At 64.3% G+C, this 22,011-nt stretch carries 20 protein-coding genes; 11 read left to right on the top strand and 9 right to left on the bottom strand.

Annotation, left to right across the window (positions count from 1 at the left end):
- Both ACSLE4_RS08970 and ACSLE4_RS08965 read left to right on the top strand, forming a co-directional pair.
- Window positions 1-579, top strand: a 579-nt coding sequence (locus tag ACSLE4_RS08970; protein WP_435904118.1) for a DUF502 domain-containing protein, incomplete at its 5' end; no start/stop codon positions are given.
- Between the two features lie 195 nt (window positions 580-774).
- Window positions 775-939: a helix-turn-helix domain-containing protein gene (locus tag ACSLE4_RS08965; RefSeq protein WP_435904117.1), complete on the top strand. Its 165-nt coding sequence runs from the start codon at window positions 775-777 to the stop codon at window positions 937-939.
- Here the strand turns inward: ACSLE4_RS08965 and recG are convergent.
- Window positions 936-3,053 carry an ATP-dependent DNA helicase RecG gene (recG, locus tag ACSLE4_RS08960; protein WP_435904116.1) on the bottom strand — a complete coding sequence of 706 codons (2,118 nt, stop codon included), beginning with the start codon at window positions 3,051-3,053 and terminating at the stop codon, window positions 936-938. The genes ACSLE4_RS08965 and recG overlap by 4 nt on opposite strands.
- Before the next feature lie 88 nt (window positions 3,054-3,141).
- Here recG and ACSLE4_RS08955 point away from each other — a divergent pair, with 88 nt between their 5' ends.
- Window positions 3,142-3,414, top strand: a complete 273-nt coding sequence (locus tag ACSLE4_RS08955) for a succinate dehydrogenase assembly factor 2 (protein ID WP_069622625.1) — start codon at window positions 3,142-3,144, stop codon at window positions 3,412-3,414.
- A gap of 15 nt (window positions 3,415-3,429) precedes the next feature.
- Window positions 3,430-6,942, top strand: a complete 3,513-nt coding sequence (mfd, locus tag ACSLE4_RS08950; protein ID WP_435904115.1) for a transcription-repair coupling factor — start codon at window positions 3,430-3,432, stop codon at window positions 6,940-6,942.
- On the opposite strand, the gene ACSLE4_RS08945 is transcribed toward mfd, so the two are convergent.
- Both ACSLE4_RS08945 and ACSLE4_RS08940 read right to left on the bottom strand, forming a co-directional pair.
- Complete coding sequence (locus ACSLE4_RS08945) at window positions 6,939-8,540, bottom strand: AMP-binding protein (RefSeq protein ID WP_435904114.1); 1,602 nt, start codon at window positions 8,538-8,540, stop codon at window positions 6,939-6,941. The two genes, mfd and ACSLE4_RS08945, sit on opposite strands and share 4 nt — an antisense overlap.
- 25 nt (window positions 8,541-8,565) lie before the next feature.
- Window positions 8,566-10,344: an extracellular solute-binding protein gene (locus ACSLE4_RS08940; RefSeq protein WP_435904120.1), complete on the bottom strand. Its 1,779-nt coding sequence runs from the start codon at window positions 10,342-10,344 to the stop codon at window positions 8,566-8,568.
- Between the two features lie 304 nt (window positions 10,345-10,648).
- On the opposite strand from ACSLE4_RS08940, the gene ACSLE4_RS08935 reads away from it, so the two are divergent.
- Window positions 10,649-11,404, top strand: a complete 756-nt coding sequence (locus ACSLE4_RS08935; protein ID WP_435904119.1) for an invasion associated locus B family protein — start codon at window positions 10,649-10,651, stop codon at window positions 11,402-11,404.
- A 111-nt stretch (window positions 11,405-11,515) separates the two neighbouring features.
- Here the strand turns inward: ACSLE4_RS08935 and hspQ are convergent, their stop codons facing one another.
- The 3 genes from hspQ to ACSLE4_RS08920 form a co-directional block, all read right to left on the bottom strand.
- The gene (gene hspQ, locus ACSLE4_RS08930) at window positions 11,516-11,848 is read right to left on the bottom strand and encodes a heat shock protein HspQ (RefSeq protein ID WP_435904113.1); all 333 of its coding nucleotides are present in this window, start codon (window positions 11,846-11,848) and stop codon (window positions 11,516-11,518) included.
- A gap of 79 nt (window positions 11,849-11,927) precedes the next feature.
- Window positions 11,928-12,845: a lysophospholipid acyltransferase family protein gene (locus ACSLE4_RS08925; protein WP_435904112.1), complete on the bottom strand. Its 918-nt coding sequence runs from the start codon at window positions 12,843-12,845 to the stop codon at window positions 11,928-11,930.
- Window positions 12,846-12,923: 78 nt separating this feature from the next.
- Entirely contained in the window at window positions 12,924-14,177 is a 1,254-nt protein-coding gene (locus tag ACSLE4_RS08920) for an FAD-dependent monooxygenase (protein ID WP_435904111.1), read from the bottom strand.
- Window positions 14,178-14,262: 85 nt separating this feature from the next.
- Between ACSLE4_RS08920 and modA the strand changes: the two genes are divergently transcribed.
- Window positions 14,263-15,060: a molybdate ABC transporter substrate-binding protein gene (gene modA, locus ACSLE4_RS08915; protein WP_435904110.1), complete on the top strand. Its 798-nt coding sequence runs from the start codon at window positions 14,263-14,265 to the stop codon at window positions 15,058-15,060.
- 359 nt (window positions 15,061-15,419) lie between these two features.
- Window positions 15,420-16,853 (top strand): OprO/OprP family phosphate-selective porin, encoded by a 1,434-nt coding sequence (locus ACSLE4_RS08910; RefSeq protein ID WP_435904109.1) that lies wholly within the window; start codon window positions 15,420-15,422, stop codon window positions 16,851-16,853.
- A gap of 165 nt (window positions 16,854-17,018) precedes the next feature.
- Here the strand turns inward: ACSLE4_RS08910 and ACSLE4_RS08905 are convergent, their stop codons facing one another.
- The gene (locus ACSLE4_RS08905) at window positions 17,019-17,642 is read right to left on the bottom strand and encodes an inorganic diphosphatase (RefSeq protein WP_435904108.1); all 624 of its coding nucleotides are present in this window, start codon (window positions 17,640-17,642) and stop codon (window positions 17,019-17,021) included.
- Window positions 17,643-17,858: 216 nt separating this feature from the next.
- Between ACSLE4_RS08905 and ACSLE4_RS08900 the strand changes: the two genes are divergently transcribed.
- The 4 genes from ACSLE4_RS08900 to ACSLE4_RS08885 all read left to right on the top strand — a co-directional run bounded on the left by ACSLE4_RS08900 (window position 17,859) and on the right by ACSLE4_RS08885 (window position 20,803).
- The gene (locus tag ACSLE4_RS08900; RefSeq protein WP_435904107.1) at window positions 17,859-18,581 is read left to right on the top strand and encodes a CDP-alcohol phosphatidyltransferase family protein; all 723 of its coding nucleotides are present in this window, start codon (window positions 17,859-17,861) and stop codon (window positions 18,579-18,581) included.
- Window positions 18,582-18,629: 48 nt separating this feature from the next.
- Window positions 18,630-19,385 (top strand): TerC family protein, encoded by a 756-nt coding sequence (locus ACSLE4_RS08895; RefSeq protein WP_435904106.1) that lies wholly within the window; start codon window positions 18,630-18,632, stop codon window positions 19,383-19,385.
- Window positions 19,386-19,515: 130 nt separating this feature from the next.
- Entirely contained in the window at window positions 19,516-19,902 is a 387-nt protein-coding gene (locus ACSLE4_RS08890; protein ID WP_435904105.1) for a hypothetical protein, read from the top strand.
- 376 nt (window positions 19,903-20,278) lie between these two features.
- On the top strand, window positions 20,279-20,803 hold the full coding sequence (locus tag ACSLE4_RS08885; RefSeq protein ID WP_435904104.1) for a pentapeptide repeat-containing protein: 525 nt from the start codon (window positions 20,279-20,281) through the stop codon (window positions 20,801-20,803).
- 320 nt (window positions 20,804-21,123) lie between these two features.
- Here ACSLE4_RS08885 and ACSLE4_RS08880 read toward each other — a convergent pair whose 3' ends face one another.
- Window positions 21,124-21,357, bottom strand: coding sequence for a hypothetical protein (locus ACSLE4_RS08880; protein ID WP_435904103.1), 234 nt, complete (start codon window positions 21,355-21,357; stop codon window positions 21,124-21,126).
- 472 nt (window positions 21,358-21,829) lie between these two features.
- Window positions 21,830-22,011, bottom strand: a 182-nt coding sequence (locus tag ACSLE4_RS08875; RefSeq protein WP_435904102.1) for a hypothetical protein, incomplete at its 5' end; no start/stop codon positions are given.

The following is a 22,011-nucleotide window of genomic DNA, read 5'->3' as shown; positions in this document are numbered from 1 at the left end:
GACGGCTGGGTGAAGCCGCTCATTCCGCAGCGCTACCTGCCGGACAACTTCCTGCCGTTCAATGTGCCGGGCGTTGGGCTGATCATCGGCATCCTCGCCTTGATGCTGATCGGCGCGCTCGCCGCCAACCTTTTCGGCCGCACCATCGTCAGCTACGTCGAGATGATGCTGGATCGCATGCCCGTGGTGCGCGGCGTCTACCGGCTCCTCAAGCAGATCTTCACCACGGTGTTCTCGAAACAGGGAACAGGGTTCAAGCGCGTGGGACTGATCGAGTTTCCCCGCCGCGGCCTCTACGCCGTTGTCTTCGTCTCCGGCGACCCGCCCCACGAAGTGAAGGACAAGCTCGGCAACGGCGAGCTCTTGACCGTATTCATGCCGAACGCGCCGAACCCGACGACCGGCTTCGTCCTGTTCATGCCGGCTAAGGACGTCATTCAGCTCGACATGGCGATCGACGACGCCGCCAAGCTCGTCATCTCGGCTGGACTGGTGGCGCCGCCCCAGGACAAGCTCAAAGAGCTGGCCGACAACGCCAAGCGTAAGAAGCCGTTGCCCGAGGAAGAGCCCGTCGTCTAGACGGGCCACTTGCCGGCTAATCGGGGCTCGACGAACGGCGTCGACCCCGTGGAGACTGCGTCCGCGCTCTGCACGCTCGCCAAGGACATGCTTCCCTACGGTCATGTGACCCTGGAAAGCCTGCCGTACTTTTGCGCATGAGTACGCGCACGCTGCAACGGCGCCTGCGGGATTTCGGTTTCTCTTTCGAGGAGATTGTCGACGACGTGCGGCGTCGAAGCCCTTCGCAGAGTGCTAACGCGCGACGGATCGGCGATCGAGATTGCCTTCATGCTCGGCTATTCGGACCAAGCCCACTTCACCCGTGCGTTTCGGCGGTGGACCGGCATGGCGCCGCGCGACTACGCTAAGCGCGTCTAGCCCGCGCGCATCAGCTTCACCGCGTCGTCGCGCTCGAACAAATAAAGCAGGAGCCGCAAGCGCTCGCCGTCATCCCCTTCTAACGTCGGGTTGCGGGACAGCGTCAGACGTGCCGCGTCGCGCGCGGCTTCGAGTAACTCTTGATGCTCGGGGAGGATGGCGATGCGGAAGGCAGGCAAGCCGCTCTGCCGCGTGCCCAGCACCTCGCCGCCGCCGCGCAACCGCAAATCTTCTTCCGCGATGACAAAGCCGTCTTCTGTGCGGCGCATCACGTTGAGCCGCTCGCGCGCCGTCTCTCCCAGCGGCTGCTTGTAGAGCAGGATGCACGACGACTCCGCCGCGCCGCGCCCGACACGGCCCCGCAACTGATGGAGTTGGGCGAGGCCGAAGCGTTCGGCGTGCTCGATGATCATGATGGAGGCGTTGGGCACGTCCACGCCGACCTCGATCACCGTGGTCGAGACGAGGATGGAAAGCTCTCCGGAAGCAAAGCGCGCCATCACCGCGTCCTTCTCCTTGCCGGTGAGCTTGCCATGCACCAGGCCGACCCTGTCGCCGAAGCGGGCCCGCAACTCGGCGAAGCGCTCTTCCGCCGCCGCCACGTCCAGCACCTCGGATTCCGCGACGAGGGGGCATACCCAATAAATCTGCGCGCCGCTCTCGAGGGCCCGGGCAACCCCGTCGGTCACCTCGTCCAAACGCTCGAGCGGGACCGTGCGGGTGACGATGGGCTTGCGGCCGGGCGGCTTCTCGTCGAGCCGGGAGACGTCCATGTCGCCGTAGCTCGTCAGCAGTAGCGTGCGCGGGATCGGCGTCGCCGTCATCACCAGAAGCTCCGCGCCCGTTCCCGTGCCCTTTCTCTGCAGTGCCAGACGCTGATGCACGCCGAAGCGGTGCTGCTCGTCGATGACCACGAGGCCGAGATTACGGAACGCGACAGTCTCCTGGAACAGGGCATGGGTGCCGATCAGAATATCGATATCCCCGGCCTTCAGGGCGTCGAGGATGCCGTCGCGCTCCTTGCCGCGTTCGCGTCCGGTGAGCAAGGCCACGCGCAGATTTGCAGGCTCGGCGAAACCGCTGATCGTGGCGAGATGCTGGCGGGCGAGAAGCTCCGTCGGCGCCATGAATGCGGCTTGGGTGCCGGCCTCGACCGCCGTCGCCATGGCCAGCAGCGCGACCACGGTCTTGCCGCTGCCCACGTCGCCTTGCAGAAGCCGCAGCATGCGGCTGTCGCTTGCCATGTCCGCGTCGATCTCGCCGAGCGCGCGTTGTTGCGCGCCGGTGAGCGCGAAGGGCAGGGCACCTACGATGGCGCGGCGCAAGTCTCCCGAGGCGGCGAGACTCTTGCCCGCGCGCTTCTTCAAGCGCTGGCGGATGATGGCGAGCGCGAGCTGATTGGCGAGAAGCTCGTCATAGGCGAGCCGCGCGCGCGCCGCGGCCGAGGGGAGAAGATCGGCTTCGCCGTCCGGCGCGTGCAGACCCCGGATGGCATCGGCGAAAGACGGCCAGGCCAGCTTGGCAAGATATGCGGCGTCGATCCACTCCGGCAGCTTGGGAAGCTGACGCAGCGCCCCATCGATGGCCTTGCGGAGCGTCGTGTTGGAGAGCCCGGCGGTCAGCGGATAGACCGGCTCGATCAGGGGCAGCGCGCCGTCCTTGTCCACGGCCGCCACATGATCGGGATGGGGCATTTGCAGCCAGCCGTCATAGGCCTCGATCTTCCCCGAGATCAGCCGCGTCTCGCCGATTGGGAGGAGCCGCTTCAGATAGTTTGGGTCGGCCTTGAAATAGACGAGCTCAAGCGCCCCGGTGTCGTCCTCCACAAGGATGCGATAGGGCGCACGCGCGCCCCGCCGCCCGCCGCCGGGCCGATGCTCGGCCACTCTCACCTCGAGCGTGGCGAGCTCGCCCATCAGGGCTTGGCTGATCGAAGGCATTCGCGCGCGGTCGACGATGCTCACGGGAAGGTGCCAAAGAAGGTCGATGGCCCGGGCATGGGCCCCTTGCTGCCGGGGGGCGACCAGCTTGTTGAGCAGGCCTTCGATTCGCGGGCCGACGCCCTTCAGGGCGCGGACCGTGGCGAACAGGGGAGCTAACCGGGGTGGGCGCATCAGCCTAGTCTAGCGCCTAAGGGCCGCGCCCTTGACATCGCCAGGGCCGCTCGGTCTAACCCACGGCTTAGGATTGGAAGCTTGGATCATGTCGAGTGATCTTGGAATGCGCCGCCGCAGGGCGGTATGGCGGGCGACTCATCGAGGCTCTAAGGAGATGGACTATCTGCTTGGGCGCTTCGCCGAGCAAGCCATCGACAGCATGAATGGCGACGATATCGCCGTGCTCGAGCGCCTGATCGAGATGCCGGACCCGCAAATCGAGTTGTCGGTTTACGAGGGCTACTCGCTTGGCGAGCGCGACCTGGACGCGCTGATCGCGCGCGTCCGGCAGTTCCACGGCCTGCCCAAAGCCGGCTAAACAACACAAGTGCCCATGAGTTTTGCGTCCAAGCTCCCCGCTCTGCAAGTTGATCGTCTGCTGAAGGACAAGCGCGCCATCGCCGGCGGCGTGCCTGAGGGCTTCGATGCCTTGCTCTTGGGCGAGTTGGCGCGGCATGCGGACGCGCCGATTCTGCATGTGGCCCGCGACGGCAACCGCCTCGCCACGCTGGAAGAGGCGATCGCCTTCTTTGCCCCGGATGTGCGGGTGCTGTGCTTTCCGGCCTGGGACAGCGTGCCGTATGACCGGGTGGCGCCGAACGCGGAAATTATAGCCGACCGTATCGAGACGCTCGCCGCCTTGGCGGCGCGGGCCCCCGACGACACGGCGCCGCTGGTTCTGTTGACCTCGGTCAACGCCGTGGTGCAGCGCGTGCCGCCACGGAGCTTCATCGCCGGCGCCGATCTCAAGCTTCAGTCCGGCAACGTCATGAGCATGCAGGCGCTGATAGAGCGCTTGGAGTCCTCCGGCTATGCCCGCGCGGGCACCGTCACCGATCCTGGCCAATATGCGGTGCGCGGCGGCATTCTCGATCTTTATCCGCCGGGCGGACAACCGGTGCGCCTCGACTTTTTCGGCGATCAGCTCGAATCCCTTCGCGCCTTCGACCCGGAGACCCAGCGCACGGAAGCGCGGCTCGATGCGGTGCACTTTTTGCCCATGAGCGAGGTGGCGCTGACACCGGAGGTGCGCAGCCAGTTCCGCCAGCGCTATGTCGAGCTGTTCGGCCCCGTGACAGGGGACGACCCGCTCTACGAGGCGATCTCGGCCGGGCACCAGCATCAAGGCATGGAGCATTGGCTGCCGCTGTTCCACGACGAGCTGGCGACGCTGTTCGATTACGTGCCGAATGCCGTGGTGACGCTCGATCCGCTTTCGGAGGACGCCCGGCAGAGCCGGCTCGAGCAGGTCGCCGATCATTACGATGCGCGCGCTGCGGCGCTGGAACGCAAAGCCTTTGGCGCGCCGCCTTATCATCCCGTGCCGGCGGACAGCATGTTCCTGGACGAGGCCGAGTGGAAACGGCTCCTCGACGCGGCACCGCACGTCGTCGCGCTCGACACGTTCGAGCGCCCGGAAGGTGAGGGGGTCCGTGTCGTCTCGTTTGGCGGACGGCAAGGCCGCTCTTTCGCGCCGGAGCGTCAGACGGAGGGCAGCAATGTCTTCGATGCCGTGGTGGCGCATGCCAAGAAGCTGATCGCCGATAAGAGGATCGTGATCGTCGCTTGCTGGAGTATAGGCGCGCGCGAGCGCCTGGCGACGCTCCTTACCGAACATGGCTTGAGCGACACGGTGCGAGTCGAGACCTTCCCGGACGCCGTCGCGGCGCCACCCGAAGCGGCGGCCGTGGCCGTGCTGCCGCTGGAGACAGGCTTCGAAGCGCCGGGCATCGCGGTGATCGGCGAGCAGGACATTCTCGGCGACCGGCTGGTCCGCAAAGCGCGCGTCAAGAAGGGCAGCGACGCGCTGACCGAGGCGGCGAGCCTCGCGGTCGGCGACCTGGTGGTTCATGCGGATCACGGCATCGGCCGTTTCGTGGGGCTGACCACCATCGAAGCGGCGGGCGAGCCGCATGACTGCTTGGAGCTTCACTACCAAGGCGGCGACAAACTCTATCTGCCGGTGGAAAATATCGAGCTGCTGAGCCGTTACGGCTCCGATGAGTCCGGCGTGATCCTGGACAAGCTTGGTGGCGTGGCCTGGCAATCCCGCAAGGCCAAGCTCAAGCAGCGCATCCGCGACATGGCCGAGAAGCTGATCAAGGTGGCCGCCATGCGCGAGCTGCGCACCGCGCCGATCCTCAATCCGCCCGAAGGCACCTATGACGAGTTCTCGGCGCGCTTTCCTTACGAGGAGACCGAGGACCAGGTCACCAGCATCGACGCGGTGCTCGAAGATCTGGCGAGCGGCCGTCCCATGGACCGGCTCATTTGCGGCGATGTGGGCTTCGGCAAGACGGAGGTCGCCTTGCGCGCGAGCCTCATCGCCGTGCTTGCCGGCAAGCAGGTTGCCGTGGTGGTGCCCACCACGCTGCTGGCGCGCCAGCACTTTCACACCTTCACGGAGCGGTTCCGCGGCTTCCCCGTGAAGATCGCGCAAGCCTCGCGCCTCGTCACCGGCAAGGAACTCTCCGCGGTGAAGACGGGGCTGAAGGACGGCGAGATCGACATTGTCATCGGCACCCACGCGCTGCTGGGCAAGGCCATCGGCTTCACCGATCTCGGGCTCCTGATCGTGGACGAGGAGCAGCATTTCGGCGTGAAGCACAAGGAGCGGCTGAAGGAGCTCCGCGAAGACGTGCATGTGCTGACGCTCACCGCCACACCGATCCCGCGCACGCTGCAATTGGCGCTGTCCGGCGTGCGCGAGATGTCGCTGATCGCCACGCCGCCGGTCGACCGCTTGGCGGTGCGGACCTATGTGGCGCCGTTCGATCCCATGACCTTGCGCGAGGCGCTGTTGCGCGAGCGCTTCCGCGGCGGCCAGACATTCTTTGTGGTCCCGCGCATCTCCGATCTCGACGAGGCGGCCGCGTTTCTGCAAGAGCACGCGCCGGAGCTGAAGGTCGCCCGCGCCCACGGACAGATGCCGTCGAGCGAGCTCGATCAGGTCATGAACGCATTCTACGACCGGCAATACGACGTGCTGCTGTCGACCACGATCGTCGAAAGCGGGCTCGATATTCCGTCGGCGAACACGCTCATTGTCTACCGCGCCGACCGCTTCGGCTTGGCGCAGCTCTACCAGTTGCGGGGCCGGGTCGGCCGCTCGAAAATTCGCGCCTATGCCTATTTCACCATTCCGGCCGATGCGCGCATCACGCCCGCGGCCGAGAAGCGCCTGAAGGTGCTTCAGTCTCTCGATACGCTCGGCGCCGGTTTCATCCTGGCCAGCCACGATCTCGACATCCGCGGCGCCGGCAATCTCTTGGGCGAGGAGCAGTCGGGGCATATTCGCGAAGTCGGCTTCGAGCTCTACCAGTCCATGCTGGAGGAGGCGGTGGCGGCCTTGAAGGGCGGGGAGGGCGTGATCGAGGATCAGTGGAGCCCGCGCATCAATCTCGGCACCTCGGTCCTCATCCCCGAGGACTACGTGCCCGACCTGCAAGTGCGGCTCGGGCTCTATCGCCGTCTGTCGGGGGTCGAGACCGCAGAGGCCATCGAGGCCTTCGCCGCCGAGCTCATCGACCGCTTCGGCGAATTGCCCGAGGAGGTGCGGCATCTGCTCGACGTGGTTGAGATCAAGGCCCTGTGCCGTCAGGCGGGCATCGAGCAGATCGACGCCGGGCCGAAAGGCGCGGTCATCGCCTTCCGCAGCAACACTTTCGCCAATCCGGAAGGGCTCATTCGCTTCATCAGCAATGCCGGCAAGCAGGTGAAGCTCCAGCCCGATCACAAGCTCATCTTCTATGCCAACTGGCCGAACGCGGAAGACAGGCTCGCCGGCGCGCGCGATCTCCTGAAACGGCTCGCCAAGATCGCGGGTGCGGTGAAAGAAGCCGCCTAGACCTGCGCCAGAATCTCCGCGCGGATGATATTGCCTTTAGCGTCACGCGGGATATCGCGCACCACCAACAGCTTGTCCGGGAATTTGTAAGGCGCCACGCCGCGCTCCATGAGGAAGCGGTGCAGCGCTTCCAACGACACCGGCGCGTTGGGCGAGGGCGCCACGGCCCCGAAAATGCGGTCGCCGACGATCGGGTCCGGCAGCACGAAGCAGGCCGCATCGAGAAAGCCGGGAAACGCCTGATAGAGCCCGTCGAGCTCGGAAGCCGCGATGGTAAAGCCGCCATGATGGATCAGCTCGGCGTCGCGCTTGACCCGTAGACGTGCAACGCCCTCCGCTTGGCCGCGCAGACCCGTGGCGACGAAGCCGTTGTCGTCGCGCGCCACGGGACCATTCGAGCGGCCTTGCGGCACCACGGGGCCTCGCAGGAGGAGCGCGCCGCTCTCTTCGGCAAGCTTCGTCTCCGCGAATACGGGGCCGCCGCCATCCTCGCCGAGATGCACCGGCCCAAGGGGCAGTGCGGCGCGGTCCGCTATCGGAGCCGGCCGCAGCAAGAGACTGGCGAGATCGCCGAGCGGGTAGAGGTCGAACACGGGCAGGCTCAAGTTTTCCGCGGCCATGTGGTTCAGCGGCGCGGTCAGATCCGCAAGTTCCGCAGGCGACCAGACCCGGCCCACCCGCCGGAGCTTGCAGCGCGGGTCCTTCAGCACGCGGTTCGCGCCAAGCTCGGCGAGAATGGCCGAAGGCATGGCGGTCACGGTTGCGCCTGACTCGACCAGCTGCCGCACGAACACGCCGTACTCGAAAGGGTGATGTTGCACCAGCTTGGCACCGCCGATGAGCCACGGCGCGAGCCCAAGCCCGAGTCCAACGGTGCCGGTGAAGGGGTAGGCGTTCAGGATCACGTCGCTGCGGTCGAGCGACAGCGAGAGCACCGCCATGGCGCCTTGCGCCAGGATTTCGTCCTCGTAGCGGAACAGCGGCACGAGCGGGTGTCCCGCGCGCGCCGTGAAGGTGATCAGCGAAGGCCCCGTTGGCAGGCGCGGGGTGAAGTCCCCGGCATGTCCGGCGCCAATAGCGTCGTCGAGGGAACCGACGCCGTCGGGCAGGCCGTCGCCGAAGCCGAGCACGAAACGGACCGACAGCCGCGTGGCGGCGACGTCGCGCAACATTTCGGCTGGCGCATCCTCGGCGAAGCGCGAACAGCCGATCAGCGCCTTGGGTTCCAGCGCATCGCATACCCGCGCGATCTCCGTCGCCCGCCACAGCATGGGGATGGCGGCGACCGTCAGCCCGGCGCGCCAAGCGCCGAGCAGCGCGAGTGGCGCCTCGATGAAATTGGGAAGCTGCATGACGACCCGGTCGCCGGGCTGAAGCCCAAGCGCGGCGAAAAACGCGGCCAAGGCATCGACGGCCTCGTCGGTCTCGCCATAGGTCAATTGGCGCGCAGCGCTGTGTCCGAGCGTCCGCCGGTTGGGCGGGTCGATCAGTGTGATCGCATCGGCCTTTTGGCGTGCGCGCCGGCGCAACAGCCCCTCGGCGGTGATTGGGCCGCTGTCCTTGAGCGTCTCCGCGTCCGGGACGGGAAGCGTGCTCATGGGAAAGCGCTCATCGGCGAAGGGATCATGGTTCGACCGCGTGCCCGCCGGTTTCGGTGTTAGCGTCCCACCAAGTATCGATTTGATAGCCATAGAGCGGCGTGTCGTCGGGGCGCTTCAGGGCACGCCAATACGCGACCCACTGCCGGGGCAGGTAGAACAGCGGCACCACATAATCGCCGGAGAGCAACACGCGGTCGAGTGCACGCACGGCGGACACGAAATCCTCGCGGTCCTTCGCCGCGAGCACGGCCTCGATCATGGCGTCCACCGCCTCGCTCTCGACACCGGAAAAGTTATATGAGCCTTCCGTCTTGGCAGCATCGCTTCCCCAACGGAACGATTGCTCGTTCCCCGGCGACAGCGATGCCGGCCAAAAATATTGGATCATGTCGAAATCGTAGGTCTGCTTGCGCCGCTGGTACTGAGCGGAGTCAACCTGCCGGATTCGAGCCTCGATTCCCACCTGTTTCAAGGCCCGCGCATAGGTGAGCAGCAGCCGCTCCTGCGCGCGCGTGGCGGCGATAATCTCGAACTCGAAGGGCTCACCGGTCTCCACATTGACGAGCGCGCCGTCTTTCAGCGCGTAACCCGCCTCTTCGAGAAGTTTCAGCGCTTCGACTCGGCCTTCGCGATTCTGGCCCGTGCCGTCGCTGACGGGGAAGGAGAACGTGCCGTCCATGATCGCGGGCTTCACCGCGTCCGCGTAGGGCGCGAGCAGCGCGCGTTCCGTGGCATCCGCGGGCCGGTTATGTGAGGACAGCTCGGAGCGCGCGAAGTAGCTTTCGGTCCGTGCATACTGCCCGTGATAGAGCGTGCGGTTCACCCACTCGAAGTCGAACATCCGGATGAGCGCTTGGCGCACGCGCGGGTCGGCGAAGAGAGGACGCCGCGTGTTGAACACCAGCCCCGACATGCCGGCCGGCGTCTCGACCGGCAGCGCCTCCTTGAGCACACGGCCCTGGCGCAGCGCCGGAAAATTGTAGCCTTGGGCCCAGCGCGTCGGGTCATCCTCGTTGCGCAGTTCCACGAGCCCCGACTTGAAGGCCTCGAACATGGAGCCGGCGTCCCGGTAGTAGTCGATGCGGATCTCGTCGAAATTGTAGAGCCCCCGATTGACGGGTAGGTCGCGGCCCCAATAATCGGCGTCGCGCCGATAGGTGATGCTCTTTCCCGGATCGACCTTCTCGACCACGTAAGGGCCGCTGCCGACCGGCGGCTCCAGCGTCGTCGTTTCGAACGTCTCCGGCGTGAACAGATGGCTCGGCAGCACGGGCATCAGCCCCATGATCAGCGGCATCTCCCGGTCGCCGGGGCCGTCGAAGGTGAAGCGCACCTTGCGCTCCCCGGTCTTCTCCACGGTCTTGACCTTCTTGTAGTAGGAGCGGTGGTTCGGCCGGCCGCGGTCGCGCAGCACCGCATGCGAGAAGATCACATCGTCCACGGTGATCGTTTTGCCGTCGGAGAACTTGGCTTTGGGGTTCAGCGTGAACTCGACCCACGACCGGTCCGCCGGGGTCTCGACCGCTTCGGCGATCAGCCCGTAAAGCGTGAAGGGCTCGTCATAGGCCCGCGCCATCAAGCTCTCGTAGAGATACTCGCGGACACCGTCGGCGGAAACGCCTTTGACAATCAGTGGGTTCAGGCTGTCGAATGAACCTTGTTTGGCAAAACGCGCCCGTCCGCCCTTGGGAGCGTCGGGATTCGCGTAGGGGAAATGGCTGAAATCCGCCTGTTCGTTGGGATCGCCGTGCATGGCAAGCCCGGCCCGAGGCTCCGCCCAGGCACCGGCGGGGTGCAGCATGAGCCCCACGATGAGTAAGAAAATTGGGGCTTTCAACGAAGACCCTGCATGGCTATAGATGCCCACGCATTACACCATAAGGTTAAGGGTAACATCCCTGCCAACGCAATCCGACGCCGCACCCTATTTCCATGCCATTGAAAATGGTTGGAAGTCTGCAACGGTGGCCAAGAAAGTCCCGGAGACGGGGGAGAACAGCCACGCCTACGCCGCATTTCGGGTATTGACCCTAGGCGTAGGGAGCGGGCACGGGGACCGTCTGGCAGGCCTGAGCCAGCCCGCAAGTATGAGGAAAGGTCGATTGATGATCTGGTCCAAGGATCGATGGAACCGCTTTAGCCGCTGCGCGGGTCGTTTCGTGCTGGCCGGGAGCGCAGGCGCGCTGGCGCTGGCGCTGATTGTGCCCGCAGCCATGGCCCAGCAAGCCCAGCCCAAGTCCTCGGCGGCTCCGAAAAGCAGCGCGCCGGCCACTGCCGCAGCGCCAGCCGGCGCGGCTCAGGACGCCTGGGTCAAGCTCTGCATGAGCAACCAGCAGACCAACGAGAAAGAGATCTGCTTGATCAACCACGAGGGGCTCGAGCCGAACACCGGCATGGTCCTCATCGCCGCCGCCGTGCGAAAAGCCGAAGGCGAGGATAAGCAGCAGCTTCTCATCCGGGTGCCGACCGCCTATGCGCTCGTCATGCCCGCCGGCGTGCAGATCCGGATCGACGAGGAGCAGCCCATCCAACTGCAATATTCGATTTGCTTCCCGACCAGCTGCCAGGTGCAGATGGAGCTCACCGACGAGCTGTATCAGAAGATGCGCTCTGGCAAGCAGATGGTCGTAGCCGCCATGAACATCCAGCAGAAGACCATGGGCTTTCCCGTGCCGCTGACCGGGTTCAGCAAGGCCTATGACGGCCCGCCGGTCGACAACAAGAAATACGAGGAGCAGCGCCGTCAGCTGATGGAGATGTTCCGCAAGCGTCAGGCCGAGCTCGCCGCCAAGGCGAAGCAGGGGGAGGGCGCGCCGCAACAGCAGCAGGCGCCCGCGCCCGCCGCCGCAGCCGGGCAGTAATCGTCGGCGAACTGACGCCAAGCACTAGAGAACTAAAGGCCGCGCCGGGATCCGGGGCGGCCTTTCCTTTATCTCGACATCTTGGGCGATGCGGGCGCCGGACCGCGCGGCTTAGTGCTCCTGCAAGAAGCGAAAGCGGAACACGCCGTCCCGCAAGTCCTCGAACAGCTCCGGGACTTGAGGATGCCGCAACGGCTCATCGGAAGCGTCGGGTAAGAGGTTCTGCTCGGACACGTAAGCAACATACTCCGTGTCGGCGTTCTCGGCGAGGAGGTGATAGAACGGCTGATCCCTCGCCGGCCGCACGTCCTGCGGAATGGACGCGTACCACTCTTCGGTGTTCGAGAAACTCGGGTCCACGTCGAAAATCACGCCGCGAAAGGGATAGAGCCGGTGGCGCACCACCTGCCCGATCTGAAATCTAGCGTTGCGGACTGTCGACATTACAACATCACCCTATCCCCGAGTCTTTTGTCGATAAGATCGCGACCCAACGAGGCTGTCAACGCAGTTAAGGGCGTGGTTACGACCACCGGCGGTTCGACCACATGAACTGTTCCGGGTTCTCGCGAATCCACACTTCGAAGTAGCGCTGGATCGCCGCGGTGATCGAGCGGATGTCTTCCGCCTGATTGCTGGTGCGCGGAATCCTGAGCTCGTTGACGTTGACGTCGAACACCGCGCGGTTGCCGACGCGCACGCACCGGCCGATCCAAATGCGCGCGCCGACCCGCCGCGCGATCATCGCGGCGATGGGCATGCTCTTGGCGAGATGCCCGAAGAACGGCACCTCGATGCCGTTGCGGTCGTAGAGGTCGGAGATGAACCCCAACCGTCCGCCCTGGCGCACATAATCCATAATGAGGCGCGCGGTTTTTTGCGTTTCGTCCTCTCCCGCGGTGCGGCCTCTTCCGAACAGACCTCCCGGATAGAGAGCCTGCCGCTGGGCGCGGAGATACTGATCGACATAAGGGTTCTTCACTTGGCGATAAACGCCGGCAGGTTTCACCCCCGCGAGCATCACCGGCCACATGCCGATCTCCCAATTTCCCATATGCATGGTGACGATCAGCGCCGGGCCCATCTTGCCCTTGTAGCGGCCGATCCAGTGGCCGTTGGTGACATGCAGACGCCCGGGGTCGGCGAGAATCCGGTCGATATTCATGGTCTCGACCATGACGCGGCCGAGATTGTCCCACGCGGCAATCGCGATACGCTCGCGTTCCTCGGGCGTTTTTTCCGGGAAAGCCCGCTCCAGATTGACCAGGGCCCGCTTATGCCGCCGGTTGCGCTTGCCGAGCACCCGCCAGAAGAAGGCAGAGATATTGCCGGCCATATCGAGCGGGAAGGCGCGCACGATCCCGATCAGAAAACGCAAGCCCGCATATTCGAGGCGGTAGCGCAGGTCGAGGGTGAAAGGCAGGTCGTAGCGGTTGGCCACAGAGGCTTCCTTGCATTGAGTTTTTCGGGCGGGCGCGCGCTTTGAAGCGCAACCTCATGGCCAAACTGGGGTGAGGCGTCAAGCGCGCAGACGCGGCGGCGCCGTTACGGGGCGCATCAGGCTCGGAAGCCGGGCCGGCGGGGCGAGCCCGGCCCGCATGACGAGACGGCGCAGGGGCGCGAACGCGTTCAGCCCGGCGAGCGCCATCCCGCGTGCGGCCTGGACCGGCAGCAGGCCCGTCAGGAGAGATCTGTTCAGTAAATCGACGCCGATTGCGCGCGACATCACGTCGAGCTGGCGCGCGCGGATATAGGCCGCTAGCACGGCGAGCCCGCCCGGATCGTGGCCTTGGCGGAGCGCCCCGGCCACGCAATCGGCAAGGGCCGCTGCGTCCCGCAAGCCGAGATTGAGCCCTTGCGCGCCGATCGGCGGCAGGATGTGCGCGGCCTCGCCGATCAAAGCGGTGCGCTTGGCGGCAAGCTGTTTCGCGGTCAGGCCTGCCACCGGAAACGACGCGCGCGGCCCGGCGTCGGAGACGGCGCCCAGCGTGTCGCCGAGCCGGTCCTGGAGATGCGCGGCAAAGTCCGTGTCGTCGCACGACATGAGATCATCGATCTCCGCCGTGGCGCCGACCCAGATCAGACTCGAGGTGTGCGGGTCGGGCGTGGGCACCGTGGTGACCGAGCCGAGCTCTCTGTGGAGCTCTGTCGACACCCCGTCATGCGAAATTGTGTGGCGAAAGCTCGTGGCGATGGCGGCCTGGTCGTAGCGCCACACGCTGCTCTCGATGCCCGCCGCGTCGCGGCAAACGGACTGGCGTCCGTCCGCGCCGGCGACAAGTCTTGCCGTAAGTGTGCTGCCCCCGCTCAAGGTGAGTTCCGCCGTGCGGTCGCCGATCGCGATGGCCGCGACGCTTTCGGGAATGACTTGAGCAACCGCATCTAGCGCGCGCGCATAGAGCGCCTCGTTTAGCGTCGTGTTGGCGACGTTGTAGCCGAAGGCTTCGAGACCAAGCTCCCGCGCCTCGAACGCGATGTCCGGGGAGCGCAAGAGGCTGCGCGAGGCATCGACGATGCGGATGGCCTTCAGGGGCGCGGCGTGGGGCGCAAGAGCCTCCCACACGTTCAGGCGCTTGAGGAAATCGACGGAGCTTGTCAGCAGCGCCGCCGTGCGCGTCTCCGGGCGTGCGGCCTGCGCATTCGGCGGTGGCGGCCCGATCAGCGCGACCTTGGCCCCCACATGCGCAAGCGCGAGCGCCGCGGCGGTCCCTGCCGGACCGGCGCCGACCACGGCCACATCGAAGTCGTCTCCAGGGGAGGTGGGCTTGCCCATGCGTCGTCCTGCGGTCTTTATCTTGCGGCGGGTCATAGCGTAGCCAGCTTCGGAAAGCACGGCCATGTCTGCCGGGGGCGGAGAAATGCTCAAAACTCTCAAGCTTTGGTGTGGCGGCGCGGCTCTTCTGGCCGTGTCCTTGGTGGCCAGCCCGCAGCATCTCACGGCCTCCGACGGAGGTCCGACCGTGTTCGCGGCCGCGAGCCTGAAAAACGCTCTCGATGCCGTGGCGTCAGACTGGCAGGCGGAGGCAGGCAAGAAGCCTGTGATCTCCTATGCGGCGACCTCCGCCCTGGCAAAGCAAATCGAGCAGGGGGCGGAGGCGGACGTGTTCATTTCGGCCGACCAAGCCTGGATGGACTATCTGGCCGAGCGCAATCTGATCGAGCCCGCGAGCCGCTTCGATCTCCTGTCGAACCAGCTCGTCCTGATCGCCCCAAGAGAGTCGGCGCTTACAGCCAAGATCGGGCCGGGCCTTCCGCTCTCGCGCCTCCTTGGCGATGGACGGCTGGCGATTTCCGGCGTGGATGCCGTGCCTGCCGGCAAATACGCCAAGGCGGCGCTCGAGAGCCTAGGCGTGTGGGGGGAGGTCAAAGACCAGCTGGCGCAAGCGGAGAACGTTCGCGCGGCCCTGCGGCTCGTCTCGCGCGGCGAGGCGCCGCTCGGCATCGTCTATGCAAGCGACGCCAAGGCGGATCCGAACGTCAAGATCCTCGGCACTTTCCCCGAAAGCAGTCATCCGCCCATCGTTTACCCGGCCGCCAAGCTCAAGGCGGCGACATCGTCAAGCACCGGCGTCTTCCTGACATATCTGCGCGGGCCCGACGCGGCGTCGCGATTCGAGGCGCACGGCTTCTCGGTCGTCCCGCCGGCCACGCCATAGGGGCCTCGTGCTCGCGCCCGGAAACCCTCTTCCGGCATTCCCGGCGAGAATCCCGGGGACGACCGTCCGAAACAGCATTCTGCTGCTTTCTCAGAAGCCTAGACTGAGGTTCCGACCGCTGGGTTCCTGTTCACGTGCAATCCGCAAGCGATGCGAGCCGTGGCCGATCCGCAACAGTGGACCACGAAATCCCCAACGTCGTCGGACTGTCACAAGCGCGTCATTGCCCAGGAAATAGAACGGTATGGCTCGGTCGCGGAAACGCGGCGGAACGGCTTTCAACGGGAGACGAAGAATTCTCCTAAACAACTGAACTGATTAACAAAACACGCAACACTTCAACAGAGTGGAGAGGGGTCATGATCGGGGGACTTCAGAAAACTAGTCTCTATTTGCTCGCCGGCGCCAGCGCGTTCGGTCTTCTCGTGTCGGGCAGCCCGGCCGCGAAGGCAGCGAGCATGGAGGAACTTCAGGCGCAGATGCGCGCCATGCAGGCTCAGATGCAAGAGCTACAACGTCAGGTGAACCAGGCCAAATCCGAGGCGGCTTCCGCCAAGGCATCGTCTGGCTCCGGCGGCAGTGACCTTGATCTCAAGGTCAAGTGGAAGGGCGCGCCGGAATTGTCCAGCACCGACGGCAAGTTCAAGTTCAAGGTTCGCGGCCGCTTGATGGGCGACTTCAATTCCATCGATCAGGATGAGGCGATCACCGGCGAACAGGACGTCAACGCCGTCGAACTGCGCCGGGCGCGTATCGGTGTCGAGGGTGTCGTCTACTACGACTGGAAGTACAAGTTCGAGATGGACTTCGCGGGCGACGACTCAGAGGTCAAGGACGCCTATCTCGCGTACGCCAACTGGGCCGATTGGGAGAAGTCGGAAATCCTCATTGGTCAGTTCAAGACGGCCAACTCGCTGGAGGATATGACCAGCTCGCGGTTCATCACCTTCATGGAGCGTTCGGCGTTCATCGAGGCGTTCGGCATCGACCGCCAGATCGGTGCCGGCGTATGGGCCGGCGACGAGCATTGGTCGTTCCAGACCGGCTACTTCGGCGGCAACACCGGAAACCAGGAAACTTGGTTCGACAGCGAATCAACTTTCTCGGTCCGTGGTACCGTGGCCCCGATCAACAACGACACGACCGTTGTCCACTTGGGCGCCAACTATCGTCATCGCGACGCCGGTACGTCCGACGAGACTGGCTTTGCGGAGCTCTTCCGCTATCGGGCCCGGGCTGCGGATCTCCATCTCGCCGACCGGTTCGTGCAGACACCGTTCATTGGCGAGAACGACGACATGTTCGTCCTCGAAGGCGCCGCCGTGTATAAGCGCTTTTCGGTACAAGGCGAGTACGCACAGCTCGAGACGAACGTTGCGCCGGGCATTGCCCCTGGCGTGAACCCCACCTACAACGGCTGGTATATCGAAGGTAGCGTGTTCCTGACCGACGATATGCGGAACTACGAGGCTGACGAAGGTGCGTTCGGCCGCGTCAAGCCGAAGAATCCCTTCTTCGGCGGCAGCGGTGGCTGGGGCGCTTGGCAGCTCGCGGGCAAGTATGACGTCATCGACCTCAGCGATGGCGCGGCCGCCATCAACGCCTCGGGAGCTCCCAACGCCGTGACGTGTGCAGAATGCGGCGAGCAGAAGACCTGGCTCATCGGCCTCAACTGGTGGATGACCGACTACACGGCGCTGAAGTTCAACGTCACGCAGTCCGAGATCGAGGGCGGTGCGAACAACGGCGCCGACATCACGGGCTTCGGCATGCGCGCCCAGATCGACTGGTAAGCCGAAACGAAACGTCCAGAAAAAATAGAATAGTCCCCTTTTCGCCTAAACTGCCGCCGCCCCGTCCAGGGCGGCGGCTTTTTTTTCGGCGAGGTCCGCACAAGGAAAAGGCTCATCGAGGCCAAGGGGGGCGCGATGAGCCGCTTGTGGTTCTTGCTGCGAGAGCTATTGCGCGGACGTCGAGACGTCGGTCGTCTTGGCCTTTTCGAGCCCGGTGTTCAGCATGTCCACGGCGGCATTCACACCGTCATAGCCCTTCATTTCAACGATCTTTCGGCCGTCGGGCAGCTTCTTGTAGACAGCAAAAAACTGCTCGATGCGGGCGCGCTCGATCGCCGGCAGATCGTCCACGGTCTTGATCTCGTCGTAGGTCGGATCGACCTTGGAGATCGGGACGGCGACGATCTTGTCGTCCACTTCGCCGCCGTCGATCATCTTCAGGATTCCGATCGGCCGCACGCGGATGAAGGCGCCGGGATGGATCGGCTGGCGCGTGATGACGAGGGCGTCGAGCGGGTCGCCGTCTGGCCCGACCGTGCTTGGAATCGAGCCGTAATTCGTCGGGTAGACCACAGGCATCGACTGGAAGCGGTCGACGAAGAGATGGCCGGTCTTGCCGTCGATCTCGTATTTGGTGAATGTGCCGGCGGGGATCTCGATCACCACCTGCACGTCGGTGGGGTCGCCCTTCTGCGGAAAGTCGACCGGGTTGATATATTCGGCGAGACTTGGACTTGCAGCAAGCATAAGGACGGCGACAGCAGCACCTAAGGCGTAGGTCTTTTTCATCTCCCAAATTCCTCTGTGAGTAACGAAAAACGGGAGATGCTAGGGACGGGGCATGACCGGACGATTACAGGCCGTCCGACCGTCCTTGGGGCCCTGTCGATCCTATGGGCCAGCCACGGCTAGCGCCGCTAACTCTCTGACAATCCGTTGACTTTCAACACCACTCGCGGTGCTCTATTTTTCGAGATGAGGGGAACGCGTGATAGGAGATCACCCATGAGCCGGCGGCTCAGGGCCGCTTCGGTCCACGTGCTCACCGCCATCGGCGCCGTGCTTGCCCTTCTGGCGCTGCGCGCTGTGCATCAAGCCGACTGGCAGATGCTATTCGTCTGGCTCGGCATCGCGCTCTTCGTCGATGCGATCGATGGCCCCCTGGCGCGGCTTTTCGAGGTCAAGGCCGTGCTGCCGCGCTTCAGCGGCGAACGCCTCGATCTCATCGTCGACTATCTTACCTATGTGGCGATTCCTGCCTTCGTGCTGACCGAGACGGCGCTCTTGCCGGAATGGTCCAGGCTGCCGGCGGCCATCGCCGTTCTGCTGTCCGGCCTGTTCCACGTCTCCGACGTGGATAGCAAGACGGAGGAGGGGTACTTCGTCGGCTTCCCGGCCATCTGGAACATCGTCCTCCTGTATCTGTTCGTGCTCGGCCTGCCGCCCTATGGCGCGTTTGCCGTGGTGGTCGGGCTCGTGCTCCTCACCTTCGTGCCGATCCTCTTCGTGCATCCGTTCCGCGTCGTGCGCCTGCGCATCCTCTCAGGCCTCGTGGCGCTTGTGTGGGCGGTCGCGGCGGCCGTCGCCGTCGCCAACCCGTTTCCCTCCGCGTTTTGGGTCAAAATGGCGCTTCTCGCCGCCGCGGCTTATTTCGCCAGCGTCGGGCTGGGACGAGGGCTCCGCCGTTTTCATGACGCAGCAGGCGATGGACCGGGCCCGGCATCTTGAGCTATTAGCTCGGGGCATAAGTTCCACCACCACGCAGATTCCACACCCATGCCATTCGTCGAATTCCTAACCGACCCCGCCGTCTGGGCGAGCTTCCTGGCCCTGAGCGCGATGGAAATCGTGCTCGGCATCGACAACGTTGTCTTCATCTCGGTGATGGTGCAGCGCCTCCCGAAGGACCAGCAGCTGATGGCCCGGCGGATCGGCCTGTCCTTGGCGCTTATCTTCCGGGTGATCATGCTGGGCTTCATCGCCTGGTTCATCCGCATGACGACGCCGATCTTCAGCGTCGGCGACTATGCTTTCTCGTGGCGCGACCTGATCCTGCTGGCCGGCGGGCTGTTCCTCTTGGTGAAGGGCACGCGCGAGATCCACGTGGGCATTGAAGGCGAGAATGGGGAGAACGGGGGCAACGTCGTGGTGCAGTCGCTGGCGGCGGCCATCGTGCAAATCGCCATCATCGACCTCGTGTTCTCGGTCGACTCGATCATCACCGCTGTCGGCATGGCCGAGCACGTGGAGGTCATGATCGCCGCTGTCATGGTCGCCATCGCCGTCATGTATTTCGCCTCGGGGCCCGTATCGGCGTTCATCGAACGCCACCCGACGACCAAGATGCTGGCTCTGTCCTTCCTGCTGCTGATCGGCGCCGCCTTGGTGGCCGACGCCTTCCACTTCCATATCCCTCGCGGTTATATCTACTTCGCCATGGCCTTCTCGGCGGTCGTGGAGATCATCAACGTGCTGGCCATGCGCAGGCGGCGCAGCGCGAAGGAGCAGGCGAAGCACGCCACCAAGGGTTAAGGGAGGGCGAAACGCCAGCCGGCAAAGCCCCTTAACTTTGTCACGCAATGCCCATTGCTTAGCCCCAAATTGACCAAGTTTACAGGGCGCTATCCCCTCCATGTCAGTTCCAAGACAATACGGGGTAGCAATGAAGACTGGAACACTCCTCCTGGCCGTGGGCCTCGCCCTCCCGGCAACAGCCGCCCTCAGCGCCGAGCAACTCGCCGGCGATGCGCTGCGCGGCGCGATCATCGGCAAGACCGTTTATCTCAACGTCTCGGGCTTCGAGCTTCCGATCCAATATTCGGCCAATGGCCGGATGACCGGCAAGATGGGCACGGTGGCGGCGAGCTTTTCCCGCGGCGACGGCTCTAGCGACTCCGGCAAGTGGTGGGTCGCCGAGGATCAGCTTTGTCAGAAGTGGACGAGCTGGATGAACGGCAAGCAGTATTGCTACAAGCTCACCCGTCAGGGCGCCAACGTGCGTTGGGTTCGCAATGACGGCCGCTCCGGGACCGCACGGATCGGCGGCTAACCCCAAACAGCGCCGCGACGGTCACAGTCAAGACCAAAGACATCGGACAGAGCCGCCTTTGAGGCGGCTCTTTTCTTTTGCGCGTCATAGGCAACACCAAGCCTGCGGCCGTCCGCCACGGATTGTCACAGAACTCTTGTGGACGAGATCGACGCTGCATTACGCTCGCCGCATCTCGTTGTGTAGAGTTCGTGCGTATCATTTGTCGCGTTGAGTGTGTTGCGTTGAGCGTTGTAGGCATTGCGTTGTGACCGCTGATTCCGAACATATCGAACTTCTGCGTCGTGGCCCGAGACCCTGGAATGAGTGGCGGGCAGAGAACCCATCCATCGTTCCCAATCTCGTCGGCATTGCTCTCAGCATAGGCGACCGTCAGATGGGCCCCATCAACGGCGGACCCATCAACCTCGCCCATGCGCGGTTGCGGCACGCCTTCCTGCGCTTCGCCACCCTGACCGGGGCGGATTTGCGCGGCGCCGATCTGGCCGACGCCGATTTGCGCGAGGCTCGCCTTGAACGCGCCGATCTCTCTGGGGCCGATCTGAGCGATGCCCAGCTCGACGGGGTGGATTTGGCCGATGCCAGCCTGGCCGGCGCCAATCTGTGCGGTGCGAGCCTGGCCGGTGCGCGAAACCTGACCACCGCGCAATTGCACGAGGCTGAAGGCGACGCCGCCACGGTGCTGCCGGCGAATGTAGAGCGGCCGATGATCTGGACGGTCTCGCAAGAGATGGACAGTCAGCCGATGGTCTCGCGAACCGCGCCGCGGCGTAGCGAAGAGACGCGCACCGAAGAGCAGCCGCAAGGCGGCGAGCGTGTCTCTTGGCTGGTCGGTGGTCCGCGTGGGCTCGGCCGCCGCGATCGAGACGAACCGTCCTATAACGGGCAGGGCAGACCGTAGCCCAATAGCCGTCGAAGAGACACGGCGGCTCTATTCCTCCAGCATGTGCAAGACGACGTCGGCGCGCGCCGCCACGCTGACCTTGGGCAGCTCATGCGTTGTCGCAGATGCGGAAGCTGGCGGTGGAGGCAGTCATCGGCGAACCTGTCTCCGCGCTCCAGTTCCCTGTTCCACGGGAAAATACAGGGAACTTTTGGGTTTTTAGGGCCGTGACGGCGATTTTGCCTTCCCATACTCCAGCAAATTCAACGTCTTGCTCTCCAATTCCCTAGAAATCGGAACAGCGAATTTCACTGACCGAACAGCGAACTGCACGTAGCCTAACAGGGAGGGAAGGCAAGACGCAGCCGCTTGGGGGAGCCGATGCGCTCGTTGCCATCGATGTCGAGACCGCCAATGCCGACATGGCGTCGATCTGTGCGGTTGGCGCGGCGGTCTTCGAGCAGGGGCGCCTGTCGTCGGAATGGTACTCGCTCATCAATCCGGAAGACCACTTCGATGGCAATAAACGTCTCCGTCCATGACATCAACGAGGGCATGGCGTTGGAAGGCATCGCACAGGGGCGATCGTATTTTGGGAGTGCACGAAAGGCGCCCGATATTGCGTTGGACGCATCTGAACTCCTTCTCACATGCGAACTATGGGGTAACGATTTTCACTTGCTTGATCCGACAAGGGACCGAGTAGGTGAACTTGGATTCGCCTATGTTCCTACGGGCGCAGTCGAGGAGGTGTTCATTGACGCTCTTTGGGAGAGGTACACGCTCTTGGAATAGCGCAACAGAACCTCCGGCCCGTACAGGGCGCCCGAGGAGCCTGGATACCGGACAAGTCATGATCGGACAATGATGGGATAGCGTGCGAGCCATGGCCGCGACCCGGGCATCGATAAGCGCCGAAAGTGCTTCCGATTAGTCGGGCCCGCAACTTGCGGTTCTTGCTGGTCCCGCTGATAATTGGCTGCAAGGGAGCGGTCATCAGTCGAAAATGGGGTCAAAGCCGTGGCAGGGACCGTCGCCTACAAATCACGCAAGGCTTGTGTCCATGCCGGTGAACGCTCGTTTGTAATCTAGCCTGAGGAAGGCCAAGCAATGTCCTGGCAATTCACTGTCGGAGTTAGAGTCAAAAGGAACGCGGACCGAATTGTCGTTGACGCTGAGGACGCGCTCATTGCGGCGTTGAAGGTCAAAGCTGAGCGACCCGAGGC

This window comes from Methyloceanibacter sp., assembly GCF_051306395.1.
GTDB lineage: Bacteria > Pseudomonadota > Alphaproteobacteria > Rhizobiales > Methyloligellaceae > Methyloceanibacter.
Note: the sequence above shows the minus strand (reverse complement) of the source record. Positions and strands in the feature narration are given on the sequence as shown.

Bases quoted from the DNA above. Each gene is read 5' to 3' on its own strand.
- mfd (WP_435904115.1), top strand. From the start codon at position 3,430: ATGAGTTTTGCGTCCAAGCTCCCCGCTCTGCAAGTTGATCGTCTGCTG.
- modA (WP_435904110.1), top strand. From the start codon at position 14,263: ATGCTCAAAACTCTCAAGCTTTGGTGTGGCGGCGCGGCTCTTCTGGCC.
- recG (WP_435904116.1), bottom strand. From the start codon at position 3,053: ATGCGCCCACCCCGGTTAGCTCCCCTGTTCGCCACGGTCCGCGCCCTG.
- ACSLE4_RS08890 (WP_435904105.1), top strand. From the start codon at position 19,516: ATGAAGACTGGAACACTCCTCCTGGCCGTGGGCCTCGCCCTCCCGGCA.
- ACSLE4_RS08920 (WP_435904111.1), bottom strand. From the start codon at position 14,177: ATGGGCAAGCCCACCTCCCCTGGAGACGACTTCGATGTGGCCGTGGTC.
- ACSLE4_RS08955 (WP_069622625.1), top strand. From the start codon at position 3,142: ATGTCGAGTGATCTTGGAATGCGCCGCCGCAGGGCGGTATGGCGGGCG.
- ACSLE4_RS08880 (WP_435904103.1), bottom strand. From the start codon at position 21,357: ATGCCTTCCAACGCCATGCCCTCGTTGATGTCATGGACGGAGACGTTT.
- ACSLE4_RS08935 (WP_435904119.1), top strand. From the start codon at position 10,649: ATGATCTGGTCCAAGGATCGATGGAACCGCTTTAGCCGCTGCGCGGGT.
- ACSLE4_RS08895 (WP_435904106.1), top strand. From the start codon at position 18,630: ATGCCATTCGTCGAATTCCTAACCGACCCCGCCGTCTGGGCGAGCTTC.
- ACSLE4_RS08910 (WP_435904109.1), top strand. From the start codon at position 15,420: ATGATCGGGGGACTTCAGAAAACTAGTCTCTATTTGCTCGCCGGCGCC.
- ACSLE4_RS08905 (WP_435904108.1), bottom strand. From the start codon at position 17,642: ATGAAAAAGACCTACGCCTTAGGTGCTGCTGTCGCCGTCCTTATGCTT.
- ACSLE4_RS08900 (WP_435904107.1), top strand. From the start codon at position 17,859: ATGAGCCGGCGGCTCAGGGCCGCTTCGGTCCACGTGCTCACCGCCATC.
- ACSLE4_RS08940 (WP_435904120.1), bottom strand. From the start codon at position 10,344: ATGCTGCACCCCGCCGGTGCCTGGGCGGAGCCTCGGGCCGGGCTTGCC.
- hspQ (WP_435904113.1), bottom strand. From the start codon at position 11,848: ATGTCGACAGTCCGCAACGCTAGATTTCAGATCGGGCAGGTGGTGCGC.
- ACSLE4_RS08885 (WP_435904104.1), top strand. From the start codon at position 20,279: ATGGGCCCCATCAACGGCGGACCCATCAACCTCGCCCATGCGCGGTTG.
- ACSLE4_RS08945 (WP_435904114.1), bottom strand. From the start codon at position 8,540: ATGAGCACGCTTCCCGTCCCGGACGCGGAGACGCTCAAGGACAGCGGC.